Origin of the sequence: Pseudomonas sp. QTF5 (assembly GCF_000512695.2) — a bacterium.
GTDB lineage: Bacteria > Pseudomonadota > Gammaproteobacteria > Pseudomonadales > Pseudomonadaceae > Aquipseudomonas.
In genome coordinates this window covers 1-24196 of record NZ_AZRW02000025.1, presented here as the reverse complement: position 1 = coordinate 24196, position 24196 = coordinate 1, and the positions used below count along the sequence as shown (strand labels likewise).

Here is a 24196-nt window from a genome sequence, read left to right as displayed (position 1 = left end):
TTTAAACGCTGAGCGCAGCGCGCAATTGCGCTTCGAGCGCAGCGGCGTCCAGCGCCTGACCGATCAACACCAGACGGGTGGTGCGTGCTTCTTCAGCGCCCCACTGACGGTCGAAGTGCTTGTCGAAACGCGTGCCCACGCCCTGGATCAGCAGGCGCATCGGCTTGTTCGGCACCGCTGCAAAACCTTTGACCCGCAGGATGCCGTGCTGGACCACCAGTTGGGTCAACGCATCCATCAGCAGGCTTTCGTCGGCTTGGGGCAGCTCGATAGAGATGGAATCGAACGCGTCATGATCGTGATCGTGGTCGTCCTCGCCTTCATGATGATGATCGTGATGGCTGTGGCGACTGTCGATGTGTTCTTCAGAACCGGCGCCGAGGCCGATCAGCACGTCCAGTGGCAGACGACCGCTGCTGGCTTCGATGACTTTCACCGCTGGCGGCAGTTCTTCGGCGACTTCCAGGCGCACGCGGGCCAGGTCTTCAGCGCTGATCAGGTCGGCCTTGTTGAGGATCACCAGGTCGGCGCTGGCCAGTTGGTCGGCGAACAGCTCGTGCAGCGGCGATTCGTGGTCCAGGTTGGGGTCGAGTTTGCGCATGGCATCGACCTGATCCGGGAAGGCAGCGAAGGTGCCAGCAGCGACGGCCGGGCTGTCGACCACGGTGATCACCGCGTCAACCGTGCAGGCGCTGCGGATTTCTGGCCATTGGAAGGCTTGAACCAAAGGTTTTGGCAGGGCCAGGCCCGAGGTTTCGATGAGGATGTGGTCGAGGTCGCCGCGACGCGCGACCAGTTCGCGCATCACCGGGAAGAATTCTTCCTGAACCGTGCAGCACAGGCAGCCGTTGGCCAGTTCGTAGACGCGACCGTTGGCTTCTTCTTCGGTGCAACCGATCGAGCACTGCTTGAGGATTTCGCCGTCGATACCCAGCTCGCCGAACTCGTTGACGATCACCGCGATACGACGGCCCTGGGCGTTGTCGAGCATGTGGCGCAGCAAGGTGGTTTTGCCCGAGCCGAGGAAGCCGGTAACGATGGTGACGGGGAGTTTGGCCAGTGTTTTCATCGGATGCCCTTTGGCAAGGTGGCGGGCATACGGGACGACAATCGCTGCGGCAGGTGCGCGCGCGCAAGAGTTTCGCCACCGGATCACCCCGCCCGGTTGAAAGTGAGAATCTGTGTCGAGGCAGGTCTCCTGGCTGACGGTGTGCCAATCGTTCGACTGGCGTTTGCTGCGCCTTCCCGCGAACCTGATGGATCAGGGCTTGCAGTGGCGTGGCAGCGAACATCACCGTTCACAGTTGCGGGGGCAGCCGCGGCATCGACCGCGTTCCCTTCTTAGCTTCGGCAGACACCGAAGAACCTCGAAAGCGCAAGGCTACGCATCGTGTGGGGGCGGGTCAATGTCCACCTGAGTTCTGTGGCGCCTGAGACGACGCCTTCGCGAGCAAGCCCGCTCCCACATTTGAAATGCGTTCCCCTGTGGGAGCGGGCTTGCTCGCGAAGGGAGCGACTCGGTATCCAAGTGAGAACCCATGCCAATTGACTCTCCGCCCCCGCCCATGCTCTCCTACGCACCTTGTTACGGGTGCCCTTCACAGGGTGAAACGGGAAACCGGTGAATCATGTGCTTTACTCTAAAGCCATGTCAGTCCGGTGCTGCCCCCGCAACGGTAAGCGAGTGAAGCGTCAGATCCACTGTGCCTGTCATACGGCATGGGAAGGTGATGCTTGCAGGTGTCGGCGCAAGCCCTGCCCCTCGCGAGCCCGGAGACCGGCCCGCAACACAAAGTGACTTTTACGTTCACTGAATAACAAACCCGCGGTGGGCGGGCGCTGTTCGAAATCTCTGCGTGTCTCGGTGTGCGGAGGTTTTCATGCGCTCTATTCACCCGCTGACAGACCAGAGGGAAGCGCCATGTCGATCATCAGCAGTACCGCCAGTACCACCGCCAGCACCACTTCAACCTTGAGCCAACGCCTGACCGCCGCTTTTTGTGCGTCGATCCTTGGCGCTAGCCTTGTGTATTTCGCCGGTTTCTCGCACATCGAAGCGGTACACAATGCCGCGCACGATACCCGTCACAGTTCCGCCTTTCCGTGCCATTGAGACCTGCTGACATGATCAAGCGTATTGCGCAAACCGCAGGTTTCACCGGGCTGCTGGCTGCCCTGCTATTGACCCTGCTGCAAAGCTTCTGGGTGGCGCCGCTGATCTTGCAGGCCGAGACCTACGAAAAATCCGAGCCGGCCGCTGTTGAAATTCACGAGCACGCCGCTGGCGCTGTCACAGCTCATACTCACGATGCCGAAGCCTGGGAGCCGGAAGACGGCTGGCAGCGCGTGCTGTCGACCACCGGCGGCAATCTGGTGGTAGCAGTCGGTTTCGCCCTGATGCTGGCAGGTCTCTACACCTTGCGCGCTCCACGCCGTACCTCCCAAGGCCTGCTCTGGGGTCTGGCCGGTTATGCGACGTTCGTGCTGGCGCCAACCCTCGGCCTGCCACCTGAGCTGCCGGGCACTGCCGCGGCGGATCTGGCGCAACGGCAGATCTGGTGGATTGGCACGGCAGCGTCCACCGCTGTCGGCATCGCGCTGATCGTGTTCAGCCGCCACTGGCTGATGAAGATCCTCGGCGTGGCGATTCTGGCCGTGCCTCATGTGATCGGCGCGCCGCAACCGGAAGTGCATTCGATGCTGGCGCCGCAAGCCCTGGAAGCGCAATTCAAAATCGCTTCGCAGCTGACCAACGTGGCGTTCTGGCTGACCCTGGGCCTGATCAGCGCCTGGTTGTTCCGCCGCAAAAACGATGGCCATCACTCCGCATGACTGACGTTAGCGCAGCGCCGACCTTAGTGGTCGGCCTGGGCTGCCAGCGCGGCTGCCCTGTCAGCACGCTGCGGGCGCTGCTCGATCAGGCGTTACAAGCCCATCAAATCGCGCTCCGTGAGATCAAGGCCCTGGCCAGCATCGACCTCAAGCGCGAAGAACCCGCCCTGATCGAACTGGCTGAGCAACTGGCGTTGCCGTTGATGTATTTCAGCAGCGAACAATTGGCCGGTTATGAACCGCAACTCAGCCACCACTCGGACATCGCGTTCGAACGCACTGGCTGTTACGGCGTAGCGGAAAGTGCTGCGCTGGCACTGGCCGAACATTTGGCTCAGGCACCGGCAAAGTTGCTGATACCACGACAAAAATACGCCCAGGCCACCCTGGCATTGGCCAGCGCCGCGTAAAATCCCCGATAATCCTCGCCTTCAATCATGAGCAATCTTCATCTGAAGCGTGCTCATACCCTTTTTCTGACAGGAAACGACGATGACCGTCTACTTTATTGGCGCAGGCCCCGGCGACCCGGAACTGATCACCGTCAAAGGCCAACGGCTGATTCGTAGCTGCCCGGTCATCATCTATGCAGGTTCCCTGGTCCCCGCCGCCGTGCTGGAGGGCCACCGGGCCGAACAGGTGGTCAACAGCGCCGAATTGCACCTGGAACAGATCATCGAGCTGATCAAGACCGCCCATGCCAACGGCCAGGACGTGGCCCGGGTGCATTCCGGCGACCCGAGCCTGTACGGCGCGATTGGCGAGCAGATTCGCTACCTGCGTGAACTCGACATCCCTTTCGAAATCATTCCCGGCGTCACCGCCACCGCTGCCTGCGCGGCGCTTTTGGGTGCTGAATTGACCTTGCCGGACGTGTCACAGAGCGTGATTCTGACCCGCTACGCCGACAAGACTGCGATGCCAGCCGGTGAAGAACTCGGTAGTCTGGCGCAGCATGGGGCGACCATGGCGATCCACTTGGGGGTCAATCATCTGGAGAAGATCCTTGCCGAATTGCTACCGCACTACGGCGCCGATTGCCCGATCGCGGTGATTCATCGGGCGACCTGGCCGGATCAGGATTGGGTGGTGGGGACGCTGGCGGATATTGCCGGGAAGGTTGAAGCCAAGGGGTTTCGCCGGACGGCGTTGATTCTGGTGGGGCGGGTGTTGGGCAGCGATCACTTCAGTGAATCGTCGTTGTATCGCGCGGGGCATGCTCATTTGTATCGTCCATAGGCCCTATTCGCGAGCAAGCCCGCTCCCACAGTGGATCTGCTTCGAACACAAATACTGTGTCCAGTGAAGATCTAATGTGGGAGCGGGCTTGCTCGCGAAGGCGTCAGTGAATTTCACCCATAAAAAAACGGCACTCACGGGGCGCCGTTTTTTTATGTCGCAGCGAACACCTTAGTAGTAGGCGTTTTCTTTCTGCGTGTGGTCGGTCACGTCACGAACGCCCTTGAGCTCGGGAATGCGTTCGAGCAAGGTGCGCTCGATGCCTTCGCGCAGGGTGACGTCTGCCTGGCCGCAACCTTGGCAACCGCCGCCGAATTTCAGTACGGCAATGCCGTCTTCGACCACATCGATCAGACTGACCTGACCGCCGTGGCTGGCCAGCCCCGGATTGATCTCGGTTTGCAGGTAGTAGTTGATGCGCTCGTTGACCGGGCTGTCGGCGTTGACCATCGGGACTTTGGCGTTTGGCGCCTTGATGGTCAGTTGGCCGCCCATGCGGTCGGTGGCGTAGTCGACTACCGCTTCGTCCAGAAACGCTTCGCTGAATGAGTCGATGTAAGCGGTGAAGCTTTTAAGCCCCAGCGCCGTGTCTTCAGGTTTTTCTTCGCCCGGCTTGCAGTAGGCAATGCAGGTTTCGGCGTACTGGGTGCCAGGCTGGGTGATAAAGACGCGGATGCCGATACCCGGGGTGTTCTGCTTGGAGAGCAGATCAGCCAGGTAATCATGGGCGGCGTCGGTAATGGTAATAGCGGTCATGGAAACTCCTCGCAGGCTTGGACGCAGTTTACGCCAATCATCGCGCCGCACAAAGTCCCAGTATTTTTGTCAGGAAAGCGCAGCTGATCCAATGTGGGAGCGGGCTTGCTCGCGAAGGCGGCGGCACAGTCAACATTGATGCTGCCTGACACGCCGCTTTCGCGAGCAAGCCCGCTCCCACACTGGATCGCAGGCACCTCTAAATTCCGTGCATCAAAGATTCTCGTAGCGGTTCATGTCCAGCACGCCCTCTTCCACCGGGTCGGTGTCGTGGATGTAGCGGCTCAGATCATGGAAGTACTGCCAGAGCTGCGGATGGCTGCGGCGAATGCCCCAGCGTTCGACGATTTTCTCGAAACTGGCAGCGTCCTTCGCGTTTTCCATCGCGTCGACGAACATGGGCACTTGGCCGGCCGGGATGTTGAACATGAAGTTCGGGTAGCTGCTGAGTACACCCGGATAAATCGTCAACGTGTCGAGCCCCGGCTGATAGCGCAGCGACTCACCGAGCAGGAACGCCACGTTGCTGTGGGCCCGGTTGCGCAGCAGGCTGTAGATCTCGCGCTTGCCGCTTTGGGTCTCGATGCGCAACATCGTGGCTTCCGGCAACAGATCGATGACTTTCAAACCGGCGGCCGGACGTGAAGTCAGGCGGCTCAAGGCCTGTTCGGCGTTCTGCAACGCCAGATCGATGTTCGGCCGCGAGCAATAAGCGCCATCGCAGCGGTTGATCGGGTCGGGCCTGGCATTGAGCTCACCGTACCGGGCCAGCAATTGCAGGGCGAAATCGCGTTTCGGGTCCTTTTCGTCCAAATTCAGCGCCGTCGGCTTATCGTTGTCGATGTACTCGTAATCCAGCCACATCTTGAACTGGCCGCTGTTCTGGTACCAATCATCGAGAAAGCCGTCCCGTGAGTCGGCCGGCATCAAACGCAGGAAGTTCTGCTCGGCACCGTTGCGGATCAGGTCGAAGTACAAGCGGGTCTGGGCTTGATGGGACACGTTGCCAAACACATCGAAGTTGACCGCCAACTGGTAATAGGTGCGTTCCAGCAACGGGTAATCGAATAGCCACATTGTCTGCGGCACGTCACCGATCAGGCCCTTGCTCACCGACGCGCTGTCGAAATGCCGGAAGATACTCAGCAACGCGTTGTCATTGCCGGCCCACAGAGTCGACCAGCTCGGTGCCGGCAGATCGGCGTAGCTGTCGCGGCGCAGGGCTTCATATTCGTTGCGTTTGTCGCGATAGTCGTGCCACAGGCTCAGGACACTGCCGACGTCATCGTTCTGCCCCGGCATCGCCAGCAATGGCGTGGCCTGGCCGCGATAGTTCGGGTCGGTGATGTAAAGGTCATGCTCCGGGGCCTGGAACAGCGCCCAGAAGTTGTCGCGAATCACGTCGGTGGCGATCTGGCCGCGGCAGACCGGACCACGAATAAAGGTGCGCACGAAGTACTCGGCGTTATCGAGCATGAACTGATAACGCGCCTGAGCCGGAATGGCCTCAAAGGTCGTGAACGGATTGGCCCGTCGCTCCGGCCCGTAACCGGGTAGCGCGTCGACCTGCCAGTTGCCGCTGTAAAACAGGCTTTTGACCCGCGCCATCTTCGCCGCGCTCAGCGGGTAGGTGATGTGGGTCTTGTGCACGATCACGCCTTGCACCGGCCACAGACGGTAATAGACCTGAGTGCCCGGATCGTCATTCGGACGGCGGGTATTGATCAAATCAATTGGCTGGCCCGTCGGCGTGCGCGAACGTACCCACTGAAAGAAATGCCCCGGCTCGCCGTCCTTGAAATAGAGGTGCGCCAGGAACCAGTGCTCGAACAACCAGCGCCCCACCAGACTCTCCCGGGCGCCCGGCGCGTTGAGCAAATTTTCCCATTGCACCACCTGCAAGGCTTCCTTGGCGCTGGGCACCAGGCCCTGCTCATCGATTGGCGCACCCGAGGTCAGCCAGCGTTGCAGCGTCTGGTATTGCTGATCGGTCAGGCCGGTGACCGCCAGCGGCATGCCCTCCTTCGGATGGGAACTGGCGTAGCCGTCAAACTCCGCCGGCATGGCGCACATGTTTTCCCGGTTCAGGCCCAGGACGATGTCCTCCGGCAATTTGGCATTGGGTTGCAACGGGGTTTTGTGGCCCAACTCAAGCATCCGCGCCATCAGCGCCGCTTGGCTGCCTTGGGCGTCGAGCACCGAATAAAAACCCTTTTGCTGCCAGGCACGTTTGCCAAAGGCGTCATAAAACAGCCGGGTCGGTGCTGCAGCCTGACGGCGTTCGCCGTCATAGACCGGCGCCTTGGTCGCACCTCGGGCCGCCCCTTCGCCACTGCCTAGATTGAGCTGACAGGCGGAGTCGTAGCAAGCATGGCAGGCCACGCATTTTTCGGTGAAGATCGGTTGAATGTCGCGCACGTAAGAAATATCCGGACCTTGTGCAGCGGCGCCCCCGCTTAAAAACAGCATCAATAGGCTGGTGACGACGCGATACGACATATCCCTGGTCCTGATCATGAGAAACGCCGCGATTCTACCGGTCTGACCTGCGCACCAACATGAACGATATTCATGCAAAAGCCGCACATGCTCCAAAAGCGCACAGGTTTGTTATTATCCCGCCCCTTCGTCATGGCCTTACCGAGTAGTCCAAATGTCCGATCGCAGCGTTCGCCTTCAAGCTCTCAAGCACGCCCTCAAAGAGCGCATCCTGATTCTCGATGGCGGCATGGGTACGATGATCCAGAGCTACAAGCTCGAGGAGCAGGATTACCGTGGCAAACGCTTCGCCGACTGGCCGAGCGATGTAAAAGGCAACAACGACCTGTTGGTGCTGACGCGCCCGGACGTGATTGGCGCTATTGAAAAAGCCTACCTGGATGCCGGCGCCGACATTCTGGAAACCAACACCTTCAACGCCACCCAAGTGTCCCAGGCCGACTACGGCATGCAGGGCCTGGCGTACGAACTCAACGTAGAAGGCGCACGCCTGGCGCGCAAGGTGGCGGACGCCAAGACCCTGGAAACCCCGGACCGACCACGCTTCGTCGCCGGCGTGCTCGGTCCTACAAGTCGCACCTGCTCGCTGTCGCCTGACGTGAACAACCCCGGCTACCGCAACGTGACCTTCGATGAACTGGTGGAAAACTACACCGAGGCCACTAAAGGTCTGATCGAAGGCGGCGCCGACCTGATCCTGATCGAAACCATCTTCGACACCCTTAACGCCAAGGCTGCGATCTTCGCCGTGCAAGGAGTTTACGAAGAACTGGGCGTCGAATTGCCGATCATGATCTCGGGCACCATCACCGACGCCTCTGGCCGCACCCTCTCCGGGCAGACCACCGAAGCGTTCTGGAACTCGGTGGCTCACGCCAAGCCGATTTCCGTCGGCCTGAACTGCGCCCTGGGTGCCAGTGAACTGCGCCCGTACCTGGAAGAACTGTCGAACAAGGCCAGCACCTACGTGTCGGCACACCCGAACGCCGGCCTGCCGAACGAGTTCGGCGAGTACGACGAGTTGCCATCGGAAACCGCCAAGGTCATCGAAGAATTCGCCCAAAGCGGCTTCCTCAACATCGTCGGTGGCTGCTGCGGCACCACGCCGGGCCACATCGAAGCCATCGCCAAAGCGGTGGCCGGTTATGCGCCGCGCGAGATTCCGGACATTCCCAAGGCTTGCCGCCTGTCGGGCCTGGAACCGTTCACCATTGATCGCAGCTCCTTGTTCGTCAACGTCGGCGAGCGGACCAACATCACCGGTTCCGCCAAATTCGCCCGTCTGATCCGTGAAGACAACTACACCGAAGCCCTGGAAGTCGCCCTGCAACAGGTTGAAGCCGGCGCCCAGGTGATCGACATCAACATGGACGAAGGAATGCTCGATTCGAAGAAGGCGATGGTGACCTTCCTCAATCTGATTGCCGGTGAACCGGACATCTCGCGCGTCCCGATCATGATCGACTCCTCCAAGTGGGAAGTGATCGAAGCCGGCCTCAAGTGCATCCAGGGCAAGGGCATCGTCAACTCGATCAGCATGAAAGAAGGCGTCGAGCAGTTTATTCATCACGCCAAACTGTGCAAACGCTACGGCGCCGCGGTGGTGGTGATGGCCTTCGACGAAGCCGGCCAGGCCGATACCGAAGCGCGCAAGAAAGAAATCTGCAAACGCTCCTACGACATTCTGGTCAACGACGTCGGCTTCCCGCCGGAAGACATCATCTTCGACCCGAACATCTTCGCCGTGGCCACTGGCATCGAAGAACACAACAACTACGCTGTGGACTTCATCAACGCCTGCGCCTACATCCGCGACGAACTGCCGTACGCCCTGACCTCCGGCGGTGTGTCGAACGTGTCGTTCTCGTTCCGTGGCAACAATCCGGTGCGTGAGGCAATTCACTCGGTGTTCCTGCTGTATGCGATCCGAAATGGCCTGACCATGGGTATCGTCAACGCCGGCCAACTGGAGATCTACGACCAGATCCCGGTGGAGCTGCGCGACGCCGTCGAAGACGTGATCCTCAACCGCACCCCGGAAGGCACCGACGCCCTGCTCGCCATCGCCGACAAGTACAAAGGCGACGGCAGCGTCAAGGAAGCCGAGACCGAAGAGTGGCGCAACTGGGACGTCAACAAGCGTCTGGAACACGCGCTGGTCAAGGGCATCACCACCCACATCGTCGAAGACACCGAAGAGTCGCGCTTGTCTTTTGCGCGCCCGATCGAAGTGATCGAGGGCCCGCTGATGTCCGGCATGAACATCGTCGGCGACTTGTTCGGCGCCGGTAAAATGTTCCTGCCACAAGTGGTGAAATCCGCCCGCGTGATGAAACAGGCCGTGGCCCACTTGATCCCGTTCATCGAACTGGAAAAAGGCGACAAGCCGCAAGCCAAGGGCAAGATTCTCATGGCTACCGTGAAAGGCGATGTGCATGACATCGGCAAGAACATCGTCGGCGTGGTGCTGGGTTGTAACGGCTACGACATCGTCGACCTCGGCGTGATGGTGCCGGCGGAGAAAATCCTGCAAGTCGCCAAAGAACAGAAATGCGACATCATCGGCCTGTCCGGTTTGATCACGCCTTCGCTGGACGAAATGGTTCACGTGGCCCGCGAGATGCAGCGTCAGGATTTCCATCTGCCATTGATGATCGGTGGCGCGACCACCTCCAAGGCGCACACGGCGGTGAAGATCGAGCCCAAGTACAGCAACGACGCAGTGATCTACGTGACCGACGCCTCCCGCGCCGTGGGCGTGGCAACGCAGTTGCTGTCCAAGGAGCTGAAAGCCGGTTTCGTCGAGAAGACTCGTCTGGAATACATCGACGTTCGCGAGCGCACCGCCAACCGCAGCGCCCGTACCGAACGCCTGAGCTACCCGGCGGCCATCGCCAAGAAGCCGCAGTTCGACTGGGGCAGCTACGAACCGGTCAAACCGACGTTCACCGGCGCCAAGGTGCTGGACAACATCGACCTTAAAGTTCTTGCCGAATACATTGACTGGACACCGTTTTTCATCTCCTGGGACCTGGCCGGTAAATTCCCGCGCATCCTCAAGGACGAAGTGGTCGGTGAAGCCGCCACTGCGCTGTACGCCGATGCCCAGGAAATGCTTGCCAAGCTGATCGACGAAAAACTCATCAGCGCCCGTGCGGTATTCGGCTTCTGGCCGGCCAATCAGGTGCGCGACGATGACATCGAAGTCTACGGCGATGATGGCAAGCCATTGGCCAAGCTGCATCACTTGCGCCAGCAGATCATCAAGACCGACGGCAAACCGAACTTCTCCCTGGCCGACTTCGTTGCGCCCAAAGACAGCGGCGTGACCGACTATGTGGGTGGTTTCATCACCACCGCCGGGATCGGTGCCGAAGAAGTGGCCAAGGCCTATCAGGATGCAGGCGACGACTACAACTCGATCATGGTCAAGGCGCTCGCCGACCGCCTGGCCGAGGCCTGTGCCGAGTGGCTGCACCAACAGGTGCGTAAAGACTACTGGGGCTACGCCAAGGACGAGACGCTGGACAACGAGGCGCTGATCAAGGAGCAATACACCGGCATCCGCCCTGCTCCGGGCTACCCGGCGTGCCCGGATCACACCGAGAAAGCCACGCTGTTCAAGCTGCTGGACCCGGAAGCGGAAGAACTCAAGGCCGGCCGCAGCGGCGTGTTCCTCACCGAGCACTACGCCATGTTCCCGGCGGCAGCGGTCAGCGGCTGGTACTTCGCTCACCCGCAGGCGCAGTATTTCGCCGTGGGCAAGATCGACAAGGATCAGGTGCAGAGCTACACCTCACGCAAAGGCCAGGAGTTGAGTGTGACCGAGCGCTGGTTGGCGCCTAACCTCGGCTACGACAACTAACCGTAGGCCTGTTGGCCACAATACTGCGGCCAACAACGACTCCCTGTGGGAGCGGGCTTGCTCGCGAAAAGGTCATAACAGTCGATATCAATATTGACTGTCAGTCCGCTTTCGCGAGCAAGCCCGCTCCCACATTTGATTTGTGCATGCCGTGGATTGTCTATGCTTAGCTCTCATACATGCGTGACGGGGGATTTATGGACGATCCAGTCGACAACAACAAACCACCGACCTTCTGGCAGATGCTGCACAGCGTCACGGCGGCGGCGTTCGGGGTGCAGAGCGGGAAAAACCGTGCGCGTGACTTCACTCACGGCAAGCCGAGTCATTTCGTGATTTTGGGGATTCTGTTCACGGCAGTGTTCGCGTTGACGCTGTTTGGCATCGTCAAACTGGTGGTGCACCTGGCGGGTATCTGAACCGGCTCAGTGCATCAGGGCTTGCAAGCTGAACGGGTAGCGATACGACGTCGGTCGCCCCTTGGCGGAGAGTTTCTGAAAATCCACGCCATAATCCTGAGTAGCACTCAACGCCAGCAATCGCTTGGCTTGTGCGTGATCGATCAGCTGCAACAACGGAATCTGCCGGTCGCGCCCACCGTACTGGCTGACATCCACCCCCTGGTCGTAGTCATGCAGTTGCACCAGGGCCCAACCCCCCAGAGTGAAGTGCCCGCCCAACAACACACTCAACCGCCCTTCCAACAGCGCCTGTAACGCGGCCGGTGAATTGTTGACAGCGCTGAACAGCACGTCCTTGCCGGGTTGGCCGCCCGTTTCGGCGTAGGCCTGCATGGCGCCAAGAGCCATTTCATCGTTGGCCGACCAGACCAGCGACGTTTTCGGGTAGCGCTTGAACAACAATCTGGCCTGTTCATAGGCTCGCTGACGGTTCCAGCCGCCATACACCACTTGGCGCAAACGCACTTCCGGGTGTTCGGCCAATGCTCGCATCATGCCCTTTTCACGCAGTTGCGAGGCTGGCGTGATCTTCAGGCCGGAAAAGGCCACCAGTTCAATGACTTCGCCGGGCGCGACCGGGCGATGCAGGCGAATCAGCTCCTTGAGCATCAAGTAGCCGCCCTCCTCATTGTTGGGCACCAGGCTGCCCAACCAGTCGGGATACTTGTCCGGCTGAGCGCCAAGCAGGCGCATCTGGTCTGCGGTCAGGCCGTTGTTGACCAAAAACAGCTTCACACCGCTGCCTTGAGCCAGACGCAGAATTTCCGGCGCAACGTACAGTTCGTTGACGAACACCAGATAGTCCGGTCGGTTCGGCCCTTGCAGGGCTTCGCGAGCCTGTTTGAGCGTGGTTTCAGGGTTTCGCTCGGAATACTGGATGTGCAAATCCATGCCCAGTTCCTTGGCCGCGGTCTGCATGAACTGCGAGTAACTGACCCAGAACGTCTCTTGGGTGGTCCCTGGGTTGAGGAACAATACGGACGCCGCCTGGGCACACGGTCCCCAGACCGTACCCAGCGCCAGCACTACACCACAGAAGAACTTCAACATTGATCGTCCGAACCCCCGAAAATCCGCTGCGCATTATAGCCAGCGAAGTCCCTTGGAACGGTGCTTATTCCGGTTTCTATCCGACAATTGTCGGCACCGGGCCCGGACGGGGTCGTTTATTGATGGCTGACCCAGAACACTGCCGTACCCACGACCAGGATGATCAGGAACAAAATCGCCCAGGCATCGACCGTGCTATCGCTTTTCCCTGCTTTGGTTGGGTTGCTCATTGCATCGCCTCTTGTCGGTTTTATCGGTGATTGCATAAAGACTCGAGCACAGTTAAGACGATGATTGCCCGCACCACAAATGGGGGTTTTATCTCCATGAGTTTCATTAGTCGTTTTGGTTCTTTACATATACTCAAACATCACTTTTGCGCATAACTGCAAACTGGTATCTTGCGTCCGCTCCGTTGGGAGTGCGCGGCCGTGCGCGCAGAATTGCCGAGGCAGTATCGGAAACTTCAGCAAGCGAAAAACGCAACTGGATCCGACCGGCCCAAGCCTGAGAACAGGACTTATATGTACGTATACGACGAGTACGATCAGCGGATCATCGAGGACCGCGTCAAGCAGTTCCGAGATCAGACCCGACGCTATCTGGCAGGCGAGCTGAGCGAAGAAGAATTCCGCCCCCTGCGCCTGCAAAATGGCCTTTATATCCAGCGCTTCGCGCCAATGCTGCGGGTGGCGGTGCCTTATGGCCAACTGACTTCGCGCCAGACGCGAATGATGGCCAAAGTTGCCCGCGACTATGACAAGGGCTACGCCCACATCAGTACCCGGCAGAACGTGCAGTTCAACTGGCCGGCCCTGGAAGACATCCCGGACATCCTGGCTGAATTGGCGACCGTGCAGATGCATGCGATCCAGACCAGCGGCAACTGCCTGCGCAACGTCACCACCGACCAGTTCGCCGGTGTCGCGGCCGATGAGTTGATCGACCCGCGTCCATGGTGTGAGATCGTGCGCCAATGGACTACTTTCCACCCGGAATTCGCTTATTTACCGCGCAAGTTCAAAATCGCCATCAACGGTTCGACGTCCGACCGTGCGGCCATCGAAGTCCATGACATCGGCCTTGAGCCGGTGCACAACGCCGCGGGCGAACTGGGTTTCCGTGTGCTGGTCGGTGGCGGCCTGGGCCGTACACCGGTGGTGGGCGCGTTCATCAACGAGTTCCTGCCATGGCAGGATCTGTTGAGCTACCTCGACGCCATCCTGCGGGTCTACAACCGCTACGGCCGTCGCGACAACAAGTACAAGGCGCGGATCAAGATTCTGGTCAAAGCGCTGACGCCTGAAGTGTTCGCGCAGAAAGTCGACGCAGAAATGGAACACCTTCGCGGTGGCCAGACCACGTTGACCGACGCCGAAGTGCATCGCGTGGCCAAACACTTCGTCGATCCGGACTACAAGGCTCTGGACAACCAGGCCTTGGCATTGGCCGAACTCGATAAAGAACACCCGGGCTTCGCGCGCTGGCGCACTCGCAATACCCTGGCCCACAAGAAGCCGGGTTATGTGGCCGTGACGCTGTCCCTGAAGCCGACTGGCGTTGCACCGGGCGACATCACCGACAAGCAGCTCGATGCCGTGGCCGACCTCGCCGACCGTTACAGCTTCGGCCAACTGCGCACTTCCCACGAGCAGAACATCATTCTGGCCGACGTTGAACAGAGCCAGTTGTTCACCCTGTGGGGCGAGTTGCGCGAGCAAGGTTTCGCCACGCCGAACATCGGCTTGCTGACCGACATCATCTGCTGCCCGGGCGGCGACTTCTGCTCCCTGGCCAACGCCAAATCGATCCCGATCGCCGAATCGATCCAGCGCCGTTTCGACGACCTGGACTATCTGTTCGACATTGGCGAGCTGGACCTGAACATCTCCGGCTGCATGAACGCCTGTGGTCACCACCACGTCGGCCACATCGGCATTCTCGGGGTGGACAAGAAAGGCGAAGAGTTCTACCAGGTGTCCCTGGGTGGCAGCGCCAGTCGCGATGCGAGCCTGGGCAAGATCCTCGGCCCGTCTTTCGCACAGGAAGCCATGCCTGACGTGATCGAGAAGCTGATCGACGTGTACATCGAACAACGTACCGAAGACGAGCGCTTCATCGACACCTATCAGCGTATCGGCATCGACCTCTTCAAGGAGCGCGTCTATGCAGCGAATAATTAAGAACAACGAAGTCGTCGACGAAACCTGGCACCTGCTGCCCAAGGACTTCAACATCGACGAGATCAGCAACTGCGACGACCTGATCGTCCCGTTGCAACTGTGGCGCGAGCACAGCCGTATGCTCAAGGCTCGCGACGGCGGCCTGGGTGTGTGGCTGGATGCCGATGAAGAAGCCGAAGAAATCGGTGACGACGTTGCACAGTTCCAGGTCATCGCCTTGAACTTCCCGGCCTTCACCGATGGTCGCAACTACTCCAATGCTCGCCTGCTGCGTGACCGTTATGGTTTCAAAGGCGAACTGCGGGCGATTGGCGATGTGCTGCGCGACCAGCTGTTCTACCTGCACCGCTGCGGTTTCGACGCCTTTGCGATCCGCGCCGATAAAGACCCATATCAAGCCCTGGAAGGTCTCAAGGACTTCTCGGTGACCTATCAGGCTGCTACCGACGAACCGCTGCCGCTGTTCCGTCGCCGCTGATCGTCATGCCTTGAACTCCGCAGCGGGGTTCAAGGCATTTCTCCATCCCCTAAAGCGCTGGCGGTTGCGGCAATGGGATCGGTCGCCCCATATCCACCCAGTCCCGATAAAGCCTGACTCGATCTTCCAGAACGCTGAACAGGCTGAAGGGATTTTCCGCGTCGGCCACAGTCGTTTCGACACATTGACGCAGCCACCCCCATAATTCTTCCGAGGCATCCGCTTCGCGCAGTAATCGCCACACCCGTGCTTGCAGCATCCAGTAACCGACCTGGAAATCCGCCGTCAGACTCAACCCGTCCATGACCCGCAGGAACGCGCCACCCGACGGTTTTGCTGCCAGCCGCTGCCAGATCTGCTGCCGGGCTGCCCGTATCAGCTCGTCCCCCTCCTCCAGCCATGGCATCGCGCTGCCATAATTGCTCCCCGGTTGACTCAGCCACAGGTTCATTCCGGTGCGCTCGCGATGCTCTACCAATCGAATCAGCGTGTCCTCATCGGTCAGCGGATTACCCCATAGCCTGACCCGGTTCCGGTCAACAGCCTGTTTCAGCACTGCGTCGGGAACCCGGTTGATCTGGTTGTCGCGCAGGTCCAGAGACGTGAGGTACGGTTGATCCGCAATGCCGATCGGGCAACGACTGATGCCGGTGGTTTTCAGATTCAATACCCGCAGTTCGTTCAACCCCAGCACAACCGGCGGGACGGTCAACGGGTTCTCACTCAGGTCCAGCGTTTGCAACCGTGTCAGATCGCTCAGCTGCGAAGCGGTGTTCTCTTCGAATTGAAGAAACGTGGATTTCAGGTTCAGTGTCGTGAGCCCGCCCATGCGCGGGATCGCCGATGGCAAAACACTCCGCTGGCCACCGTTGTCATCAAACACACGCAAATCGACTCGTTCCAGATTCAAGGTGCGAAGGTTGGGGAAACTTTCCAGGAAGCCATTGAGCGTTCCCCGTTCAAGCACATGCAAAGCTCGCATCGATAGGTCGATCACTTCGTCGAAGCGTACGTTCATTGTTGGCAATCGATGGAAATCCTCGTAGTCGAGGCTCAATGTGTATCCGGCAAATAGTCCGTCCGAGTACACGTGGTTAGCGTGAGGCGCGCGCTTCTGCCACATCGCAATCAGCTCATCAGCGAGCTCGCTACGGCTTTGCCGCTCGTGGTCCATCACCTGTTGTGCCAGTTCGGTGTTGTGCGCCGCAATCTGCGCGGCACTCATTCCCGCAGCGTCCTCGTGGTCCCTATCCAGGAAATCGATGTCCATGTCATCGATGTCCATCATGGTCCGGTCGATAAAGTCATTAAGGTCCACACGAAGCTGGTCAAGCTGAAGCTTCAATCCATCCAGGTGTGTCTGGGCGCCATTACCGGCCGATTGCAGCAACGCATCGGCCTGGGCATCGGTGAAGTCGGGGTATATCGACTTTACTTGCAGTCGCATCATTTGATGGGTCAGGGCGCCGCCCTGCGATGTAGTCGGAAAGCCCCCGCCGCGCAGTCCCTGGGCATCGAAGGGTAAGCCCGAGTCCATCCTGCTGAGCCCGAGCATGAGTTCCGAGCGTGACAACGCCCGTTCGCCGAGACTGAACCTCAACGCTTGGGCCTGATTCATCGAGGGCAACGACAGCGTCGCGCGTTCATCGGCGGACAGCACGCCGAGCAGCGCTGTAAACAGATCGGTACCCTCGCTGGACGGCTCCGTCATCGCAAAAGCTCGATACCGGTTTTCGACCTTGATCAGGCGGCGACAGTCCAGCGCATCGAACGGACCGCAGCGATCCAATACCCGACCACCGATCGAGTCCTCCAGCACTTCGATCCGCAGGCCTTTTGGCCAACCGGGCAGACGCACAAGTGAATGCAATGCCAGGACGTCGGACTCGGGGTTGGCGATTGAGCGCAAGTAGAGGCTTTCGTAGGCCCGGTTCAGCCGCACGTGCTGGTGATATTGGCGCGCTTTGCTGTCCAGGCGCCTGAAAGCCTCCAGCATTTCGCCAGCGTCAACCGATTTATCCATCTCGATTCCGGAGCGGTCGAGAAACTGTTCCACGACGTTTTTCGGTAAACCGGGGTACTCACGTTGAAACACCCGGACCCATTCAAGCTCGGAATGCTGGAGCGCCTCATAACGGCTGTTGAATAGCCCGGCTCGCGCTGACGGGTCGGCAACCGCTTCAAGCTCCTGATCCAGCTTGAACCGGGTGATGGTATCGGCCAGCAACGGAGTAGGCGGTCGTCCGACTTGCATCAAGCGCAACATGTCGTCATCAACATTGCTGATCCGGGCGATTTGGCCCAGCACCTCGTCGCTGAATGAGGCAAAGGGTGCGCAGACGCCGCGCATCAGTTCCAGGCGTGTCGTGATCGCCGGCGTAGCCGGGGCGGTTGTGGCTATGCCGGAAGGAAGCTGGACACCTGGCTCAGGTTCCACCTCGGCGGACTCACTTAACCTGTCCAAAAGCGTGCCCGCACTCGTATTTTCGCCTTTTAGCGCCGCTACCGCTCCGGCCAGCGGCAGCGCGTTAAGCAACCCGAACACGGTACGGGTCACGCCTTCGGAACGTTCTGCCGGGGTTTTACCGTTGATTGCCTGGTTGAGGCCATAGCCGGCATCGATGATGCCCGCCAACACCAGTAACCCTTCGCCTCCGGGCACGAATAACGCCAATGGACCGAACTGGTTGATCCATCGCACGAGCGGCTCGATCACCCCACTCAAATTGTCGCGATTGACTTGTGCATCGTCGCGAATGGTTTTGACGCTGGCCATGGCGGCCTGCTTCATGGTCAGCACGAGCTGCGCGAACGGATCGGTGCCCGCCAATGAACGCGCAACGTCGATGTAGTCCTGCGGGTCCCAATAGCCGTCGTCATTGAAAAACCCGGCGTTCGTTTTCAGCTTGTGCTTCTTCGGGTACATCGCCATCCCTTCCAGGGCGGTCAGCACCCCCGCATGGAAGGTGCCGTCGTCCCGATCATCCTCGGCAAAGTGCGCGGCGATCGCCTGCCGAGTGCCTAACGACTGGCCCTGTGTCACGATCCATTGACGCATGTGGCGGATATCAGCGAACTCATGCAAAGGTGAAGAGTTTGCCGGGACGTACAACAGCACTCTGCCGCTGGCGCGGTGGCGATAACACCAGATATCTGTCGAGGTATAGCGATAAATCGTCAGGCGGCTCACTTCGATTTGCGAACTGAGGCGAGTGGTCGCTCGAAGTTGCTCGCTTTTCAGCGCGTCCCAGGTTTGATCAGCAGGCAATCCGGCCGCCTGCATGGCCAGAGCCAGACCTTCCCGGCTCAGGCTGCCTTCCTGATATTGCAAGCAGGCACTCATGACAAAAGCGGCCTTGACCGATGTTCTCAGCGGGTAAGGTGTCGATTGCAGGATCCGCTCATCAGCCGGCCAGGCCTGATCAAGATATGCCTGATAGCGGGACTGTAAATCAAGTTCCCAGACCCATTTCTTGAAGTCGGCGGGTCTGAGGGCGATCTGCGTACCCGGCCCATAAACCTGTGGCACGGTTTGCCGATAGATGCCCTCATAAGTATTGTGGTTGCCAGAGCCCTGTTCGGCGAATTCATCGACATTCGCCACGATACGCACCGAAGGGCCGACATCGGGTGGCGTGTACAGGCCGAATGCGGTTTCGCCGAAACGCCCATCCGCGACGGTTTGGTAATTGGACAGCAATGCCTGCACCAGCGTGTGCGAGCTCGCTATCTGGCCTTGATGGATGCCGTTCTGTTGCGGACGCCCCTTGTAGTTGTAGTCAAGCGTCACCAGCAGGGCTGCCAGCGGGTTGGTAGCTTGCCCCCATTTTTCCTTGATCAACTGTGCGCCAAATTGCTCGGGGGTTAGGGGCAGTGCAGTGTTCACCGTAGACTTCAGCTCTGCATGCATCGGCAGGACAGGCGAATGGGGTGCAGCAACGTCGTCAAAGTGGTCGTTCATGTGCATTCCATTGCAAACTTAAGGAATAGCAACATAACCACCCGTTATTGGATCGGCAGCAGGACGGATCCTCAACAAGCCTAAGAGAATTCGCTAATGGTTGAGAGCAGCGAGCACTGCGACGATTGACTGGCGAAAAAAAACCGCGGCGCAGGCCACGGTTTCATTTGCTTACGGATGCGCAGTGAAGTTTTACCAGAAGCGTTGCTGGGTCAATCGGCTCCACCAGCTCAGCAATACGCGATCGATCGAACCGCTGGCCGCGATACCGATGCGCTCCTGCAGGCTTTTGCGTTCGGCGTAATGCAAGTGATAGAGCTCAGACTGCTTGGCGCGTTCGGCGAGGTATTCATCGCTGGTCTTGAGTTCATCCACCAGTTGCTTGTCGAGCGCCGCAATGCCTAACCAGATTTCTCCGGTGGCCACTTCGTCGATGGCCAGTTGCGGGCGATAGCGGGAAACGAAGTTCTTGAACAGCTGATGGGTGATGTCCAGGTCTTCCTGGAATTTCTCCCGGCCCTTCTCGGTGTTTTCGCCAAACACCGTCAAGGTGCGCTTGTACTCGCCGGCCGTCAGTACTTCGAAATCGATGTCGTGTTTTTTCAGCAGGCGATTGACGTTGGGCAACTGCGCCACCACGCCGATCGAGCCGAGGATCGCGAACGGCGCACTGATAATCTTCTCGCCAATGCACGCCATCATGTAGCCGCCACTGGCCGCGACCTTGTCGATGCACACGGTCAACGGCACGCCGGCTTCACGAATCCGCGCCAGTTGCGAAGACGCCAGGCCATAGCTGTGGACCATGCCGCCGCCGCTTTCCAGGCGCAGCACCACTTCATCCTTCGGCGTGGCGAGGGTCAGCAGCGCGGTGATTTCGTGGCGCAGGCTCTCAGTGGCCGACGCCCTGATGTCACCGTCGAAATCCAGCACGAACACCCGCGGTTTGGCCTCGGGTTTCTTCTTTTGCTTTTTATCGGTTTTAGCCTGGGACTTGCGCAAGGCCTTGAGCTGATCCTTGTCGAGCAAGGTTTGCTCCAGGCGTTCGCGCAGCCCTTTGTAGAAATCATTGAGTTTGCTGACTTGCAGCTGCCCGGCCGACTTGCGCCGACCTTTGCTGCGCAACGCCGCAAAACTGGCCAGGACCACCAGAATGGCGATCACCAGAGTCACGGTCTTGGCCAGAAAAATGGCGTATTCGAACAAAAGCTCCACAGGGACTCCTTCAATCAATGCGCGGGTTAAACACGCGCGGGATAGCTCCAGCATACCCATCCGCCGGCCCCACGACCAGCCGTGAAACCTCTGGCAACAGGCCTGCAACGGGCATTTCAAACAAGCGTATGTTTTTTCATTGACAGCTCACCGTCATCCTCATAACCTCGCCAAACCTTCAACGTACCGGGACGACGCGGACGTGGGCAGCATCTACTTGATTCGACATGGCCAGGCCTCCTTTGGTGCAGACGACTATGACGTCCTGTCGCCGACCGGTATTCGCCAGGCAGAACTCCTCGGTCAGCACCTGGCCGAACTCGGTGTCAGCTTCGATCGCTGCCTGTCGGGCGACCTGCGCCGCCAGCAACACACCGCCAACAGCGCGCTGGAACAATTCGCCGCCGTCGGGGTGCCGGTGCCGGTGCTGGAAATCGATTCCGCCTTCAACGAATTCGATGCCGACGCGGTGATCCGTGCCCTGCTGCCGGCCATGTTGGAGGACGAGCCCCAAGCGCTGGATATCCTGCGCAACGCCGCACAAAACCGTGCTGAATTCCAACGCATCTTCGCCCTGATCATCGAACGCTGGCTCGCCGGCACCTATGACACACCGGGGCTGGAGAGCTGGCTGGGTTTCGTCGAACGGGTGCAGGCCGGTCTGCATCGATTGCTCGAACAAGCGGACAATACCCAGAAAATCGCCGTGTTCACTTCCGGCGGCACCATCACTGCCCTGCTCCACCTCATTACGCAAATGCCTGCAAAACAGGCCTTCGAACTGAACTGGCAAATCGTCAACACCTCGCTCAACCTGCTCAAGTTTCGTGGTCGCGAGGTGGCCCTGGCTTCCTTCAACAGTCATGCGCACCTGCAACTGCTGAAGGCCCCGGAACTCATCACGTTTCGCTGAGTCCGGATTATTGTGACCCTGGCTGTAATCACCCAGCTCTTATTACCCAAGAAAGGATCGAACCATGACCTCCGTAGCTGATGCCGTACAAGCAATGAAAGCCAAGTTCAACCCAGCCGCTGCTGCCGGTCTGGACCTGGTCTTCGGTTTCCGCATCGACGACACCAAGAACTTCTCGCTGATCGTCAAAGACGGCACCTGTGAACTGCAAGAAGGCGAGAACCCGGACGCCCAGGTCACTCTGGTAATGGACGGCGAAACCCTGCAAGGCATCGTCGACGGTTCGACCGACGGCATGCAAGCGTTCATGGGCGGCAAACTGCGCGCTGAAGGCGACATGATGCTGGCCATGAAACTGTCCGAGCTGTTCCCAAGCTAAGCACGCCACTCCCGTCTTTCGGGAGCGCGTCTGGCTGCGAACGAATCCCGCCCCTTGTGGCGGGATTCTTTTTTTTTCGCCCTCGGAAAACGGCTCTCTGCGGATTTGCCGACTATATTCCTTCTGGCCGCATGCGTCAGACATCGGCTGTTTGCCCTCGCTTCTTTTTTGAAGACTTTGTGGAGAGCACTGCCATGAGCCCACCTGACGAGCCCAACGACTTCAACCGTCGCCGTGTATTGCAAGGCCTTTCGGCAGGTGCCGTCGGTGCCTGGGTCAGCCCGTTATTCGCAGGGAGCAAAACCATGCCCGACACCCCGGCTGACCTGATTCTGTACAACGGCCGCTTGCACACGGTGGACCGCAAGAAACCCCAGGCCAGTGCCGTCGCGATCAAGGACGGGCGTTTCGTGGTGGTCGGCAGCGATGCCCAGGCCATGGCGCTGCAAGGTCCTGGCACCCAGATCATCGACCTGCATGGCCGCACCGTGATTCCGGGGCTCAACGATTCCCACCTGCACTTGATTCGTGGCGGCCTGAACTACAACCTCGAACTGCGCTGGGAAGGCGTGCCATCCCTGGCCGATGCCCTGCGCATGCTCAAGGAACAGGCCGATCGCACGCCCACACCGCAATGGGTGCGGGTGGTCGGAGGCTGGAACGAGTTCCAGTTTGCAGAGAAGCGTCTGCCGACGATTGAAGAACTGAACAAGGCTGCGCCGGACACCCCGGTGTTCGTCCTGCACCTTTACGACCGCGCCCTGCTCAACCGTGCGGCATTGAAAGTCGTCGGTTATACCCGCGACACGCCGAACCCGCCGGGCGGCGAGATCCAGCGCGATGCCAATGGCGACCCCACCGGCATGCTGATCGCCCGACCTAATGCGATGATCCTCTACTCGACCCTGGCCAAGGGACCGAAATTACCGCTGGAGTATCAGGTCAACTCGACCCGTCAGTTCATGCGCGAACTCAATCGACTCGGCGTCACCAGCGCCATCGATGCCGGCGGCGGTTATCAGAATTACCCGGACGACTATCAAGTCATCCAGCAACTGGCCAAAGACCAACAGCTCACGGTGCGCATTGCCTACAACCTGTTCACCCAAAAACCCAAGGAAGAGCTGACCGATTTCAAAAACTGGACCAGCACCTCCCATTACGGTCAGGGCGATGACTTCCTGCGGCACAACGGTGCCGGGGAAATGCTGGTATTTTCCGCGGCGGATTTTGAAGACTTCCTCGAACCTCGCCCCGACCTGCCGAAAACCATGGAGCAGGAGCTGGAACCGGTGGTGCGGCATCTGGTGGAACAGCGCTGGCCCTTCCGCCTGCACGCCACCTACAACGAATCCATCAGCCGCATGCTCGACGTGTTCGAGAAGGTCAACCGGGATATTCCGTTCGACGGTTTGCCATGGTTCTTCGATCACGCTGAAACCATCACCCCACGGAACATTGAACGGGTTAAAGCCCTCGGTGGCGGCATTGCCATCCAGGATCGCATGGCGTTTCAGGGCGAATATTTCGTCGACCGTTACGGCGCGAAGGCAGCCGAGGCGACACCACCGATCGCGCGCATGCTGGCCGAGGGTGTGCCAGTGGGCGCCGGCACCGATGCCACACGCGTGTCCAGCTACAACCCCTGGACGTCGATGTACTGGCTGGTCAGCGGCCGCACTGTCGGCGGGCTGGCGCTGTACCCACAAGGCTTGAGCCGCGATACGGCGCTGGAACTCTTCACCCACGGCAGCGCCTGGTTTTCGTCCGAACAGGGCAAGAAAGGCCAGATCAAGGTCGGGCAACTGGCAGACCTGATTGCACTGTCGGCGGACTACTTTCACATCGAAGACGAAGCGATCAAATGGATCGAGTCGGTGCTGACCATTGTCGATGGCAAGATCGTCTACGGCAGCGTCGAGTTCGAAAAACTGGGGCCTGCGCCCATCCCGGTGGTGCCTGAGTGGTCGCCCGTGGTGAATGTGCCCGGACACTGGAAACCACTGGCGCCACTGACCGCGCAAGTGCACCAGTGCGTGGGCGCTTGTGCGGTGCATGCCCACAGCCATGAACGGGCGCGGTTGTCGTCAGCGCCGGTCAGTGACTTTCAAGGGTTCTGGGGGGCGTTTGGCTGTTCGTGTTTTGCGTTTTGAACAAAATACTTCCAAACACCATCCAGCCGATGTGGCAGTGAAATCTGTGGCGAGGGAGCTTGCTCCCGTCCGGCTGCGCAGCAGTCGTAAACCATCCGATGAGGTGCATCTGAAGAAGTGCAGTGGCAGGTTTTGGGGCCGCTTCGCGTCCCAGCGGGAGCAAGCTCTTATCAAACAAAAAATAACTCATTGTTTTTGCTCTTAAAAAATCA

The 24196-nt window shown here is 59.4% G+C and carries 17 protein-coding genes, 1 pseudogene and 2 riboswitches; of the genes and pseudogenes, 11 read left to right on the top strand and 7 right to left on the bottom strand.

All coding sequences use genetic code 11. The features are described 5' to 3' along the window. Position 1: 1 nt before the first annotated feature. Complete coding sequence (cobW, locus tag IC37_RS19020; RefSeq protein WP_030129038.1) at positions 2 to 1069, bottom strand: cobalamin biosynthesis protein CobW; 1068 nt, start codon at positions 1067 to 1069, stop codon at positions 2 to 4. A gap of 101 nt (positions 1070 to 1170) precedes the next feature. Further along, positions 1171 to 1385: riboswitch (cobalamin riboswitch) on the bottom strand. 187 nt (positions 1386 to 1572) lie between these two features. Beyond that, a riboswitch (cobalamin riboswitch) is annotated at positions 1573 to 1801 on the top strand. 120 nt (positions 1802 to 1921) lie between these two features. On the opposite strand from cobW, the gene IC37_RS19015 reads away from it, so the two are divergent. From IC37_RS19015 to cobM, 4 genes are all read left to right on the top strand, one after another. Then, complete coding sequence (locus tag IC37_RS19015) at positions 1922 to 2113, top strand: CbtB-domain containing protein (protein ID WP_030129039.1); 192 nt, start codon at positions 1922 to 1924, stop codon at positions 2111 to 2113. A gap of 11 nt (positions 2114 to 2124) precedes the next feature. Continuing rightward, the gene (locus IC37_RS19010) at positions 2125 to 2832 is read left to right on the top strand and encodes a CbtA family protein (protein ID WP_030129040.1); all 708 of its coding nucleotides are present in this window, start codon (positions 2125 to 2127) and stop codon (positions 2830 to 2832) included. Beyond that, the gene (locus IC37_RS19005; RefSeq protein WP_030129041.1) at positions 2829 to 3242 is read left to right on the top strand and encodes a cobalamin biosynthesis protein; all 414 of its coding nucleotides are present in this window, start codon (positions 2829 to 2831) and stop codon (positions 3240 to 3242) included. Before IC37_RS19010 ends, IC37_RS19005 begins: the two co-directional genes overlap by 4 nt. 82 nt (positions 3243 to 3324) lie before the next feature. Then, the gene (cobM, locus tag IC37_RS19000; RefSeq protein ID WP_030129042.1) at positions 3325 to 4071 is read left to right on the top strand and encodes a precorrin-4 C(11)-methyltransferase; all 747 of its coding nucleotides are present in this window, start codon (positions 3325 to 3327) and stop codon (positions 4069 to 4071) included. A gap of 171 nt (positions 4072 to 4242) precedes the next feature. Here cobM and nfuA read toward each other — a convergent pair whose 3' ends face one another. Together nfuA and IC37_RS18990 are read right to left on the bottom strand one after the other, a co-directional pair. Further along, a complete protein-coding gene (gene nfuA, locus IC37_RS18995) occupies positions 4243 to 4827 on the bottom strand; it encodes a Fe-S biogenesis protein NfuA (RefSeq protein ID WP_030129043.1) in 585 nt (194 codons plus the stop codon). Positions 4828 to 5040: 213 nt separating this feature from the next. Beyond that, positions 5041 to 7326: a fatty acid cis/trans isomerase gene (locus tag IC37_RS18990; protein ID WP_030129044.1), complete on the bottom strand. Its 2286-nt coding sequence runs from the start codon at positions 7324 to 7326 to the stop codon at positions 5041 to 5043. 154 nt (positions 7327 to 7480) lie between these two features. Between IC37_RS18990 and metH the strand changes: the two genes are divergently transcribed. Together metH and IC37_RS18980 are read left to right on the top strand one after the other, a co-directional pair. Continuing rightward, positions 7481 to 11191: a methionine synthase gene (metH, locus tag IC37_RS18985; protein ID WP_030129045.1), complete on the top strand. Its 3711-nt coding sequence runs from the start codon at positions 7481 to 7483 to the stop codon at positions 11189 to 11191. Between the two features lie 197 nt (positions 11192 to 11388). Further along, the gene (locus tag IC37_RS18980; protein ID WP_030129046.1) at positions 11389 to 11610 is read left to right on the top strand and encodes a DUF2970 domain-containing protein; all 222 of its coding nucleotides are present in this window, start codon (positions 11389 to 11391) and stop codon (positions 11608 to 11610) included. 6 nt (positions 11611 to 11616) lie between these two features. Here IC37_RS18980 and IC37_RS18975 read toward each other — a convergent pair whose 3' ends face one another. Then, positions 11617 to 12702: an ABC transporter substrate-binding protein gene (locus tag IC37_RS18975; RefSeq protein WP_030129047.1), complete on the bottom strand. Its 1086-nt coding sequence runs from the start codon at positions 12700 to 12702 to the stop codon at positions 11617 to 11619. A 524-nt stretch (positions 12703 to 13226) separates the two neighbouring features. On the opposite strand from IC37_RS18975, the gene IC37_RS18970 reads away from it, so the two are divergent. Continuing rightward, positions 13227 to 14885: a nitrite/sulfite reductase gene (locus tag IC37_RS18970; RefSeq protein WP_030129048.1), complete on the top strand. Its 1659-nt coding sequence runs from the start codon at positions 13227 to 13229 to the stop codon at positions 14883 to 14885. Continuing rightward, on the top strand, positions 14869 to 15363 hold the full coding sequence (locus IC37_RS18965; protein ID WP_030129049.1) for a DUF934 domain-containing protein: 495 nt from the start codon (positions 14869 to 14871) through the stop codon (positions 15361 to 15363). Before IC37_RS18970 ends, IC37_RS18965 begins: the two co-directional genes overlap by 17 nt. A 49-nt stretch (positions 15364 to 15412) precedes the next feature. On the opposite strand, the gene IC37_RS18960 is transcribed toward IC37_RS18965, so the two are convergent. Next, positions 15413 to 19324, bottom strand: a complete 3912-nt coding sequence (locus IC37_RS18960) for a dermonecrotic toxin domain-containing protein (protein ID WP_030129050.1) — start codon at positions 19322 to 19324, stop codon at positions 15413 to 15415. 192 nt (positions 19325 to 19516) lie between these two features. Next, positions 19517 to 20539: a protease SohB gene (gene sohB / locus IC37_RS18955; RefSeq protein WP_030129051.1), complete on the bottom strand. Its 1023-nt coding sequence runs from the start codon at positions 20537 to 20539 to the stop codon at positions 19517 to 19519. Positions 20540 to 20741: 202 nt separating this feature from the next. Between sohB and IC37_RS18950 the strand changes: the two genes are divergently transcribed. The 3 genes from IC37_RS18950 (at position 20742) to IC37_RS18940 (ending at position 23984) form a co-directional block, all read left to right on the top strand. Further along, complete coding sequence (locus tag IC37_RS18950) at positions 20742 to 21452, top strand: histidine phosphatase family protein (RefSeq protein WP_030129052.1); 711 nt, start codon at positions 20742 to 20744, stop codon at positions 21450 to 21452. A 64-nt stretch (positions 21453 to 21516) separates the two neighbouring features. Continuing rightward, positions 21517 to 21831: an SCP2 sterol-binding domain-containing protein gene (locus IC37_RS18945; protein ID WP_030129053.1), complete on the top strand. Its 315-nt coding sequence runs from the start codon at positions 21517 to 21519 to the stop codon at positions 21829 to 21831. 305 nt (positions 21832 to 22136) lie between these two features. Next, positions 22137 to 23984, top strand: a complete 1848-nt coding sequence (locus IC37_RS18940) for an amidohydrolase (protein ID WP_030129054.1) — start codon at positions 22137 to 22139, stop codon at positions 23982 to 23984. Here the strand turns inward: IC37_RS18940 and IC37_RS30180 are convergent. Continuing rightward, positions 23929 to 24196 (bottom strand): annotated as a pseudogene (locus tag IC37_RS30180) (hypothetical protein); the annotation flags it as partial. The gene IC37_RS18940 and the pseudogene IC37_RS30180 sit on opposite strands and share 56 nt — an antisense overlap.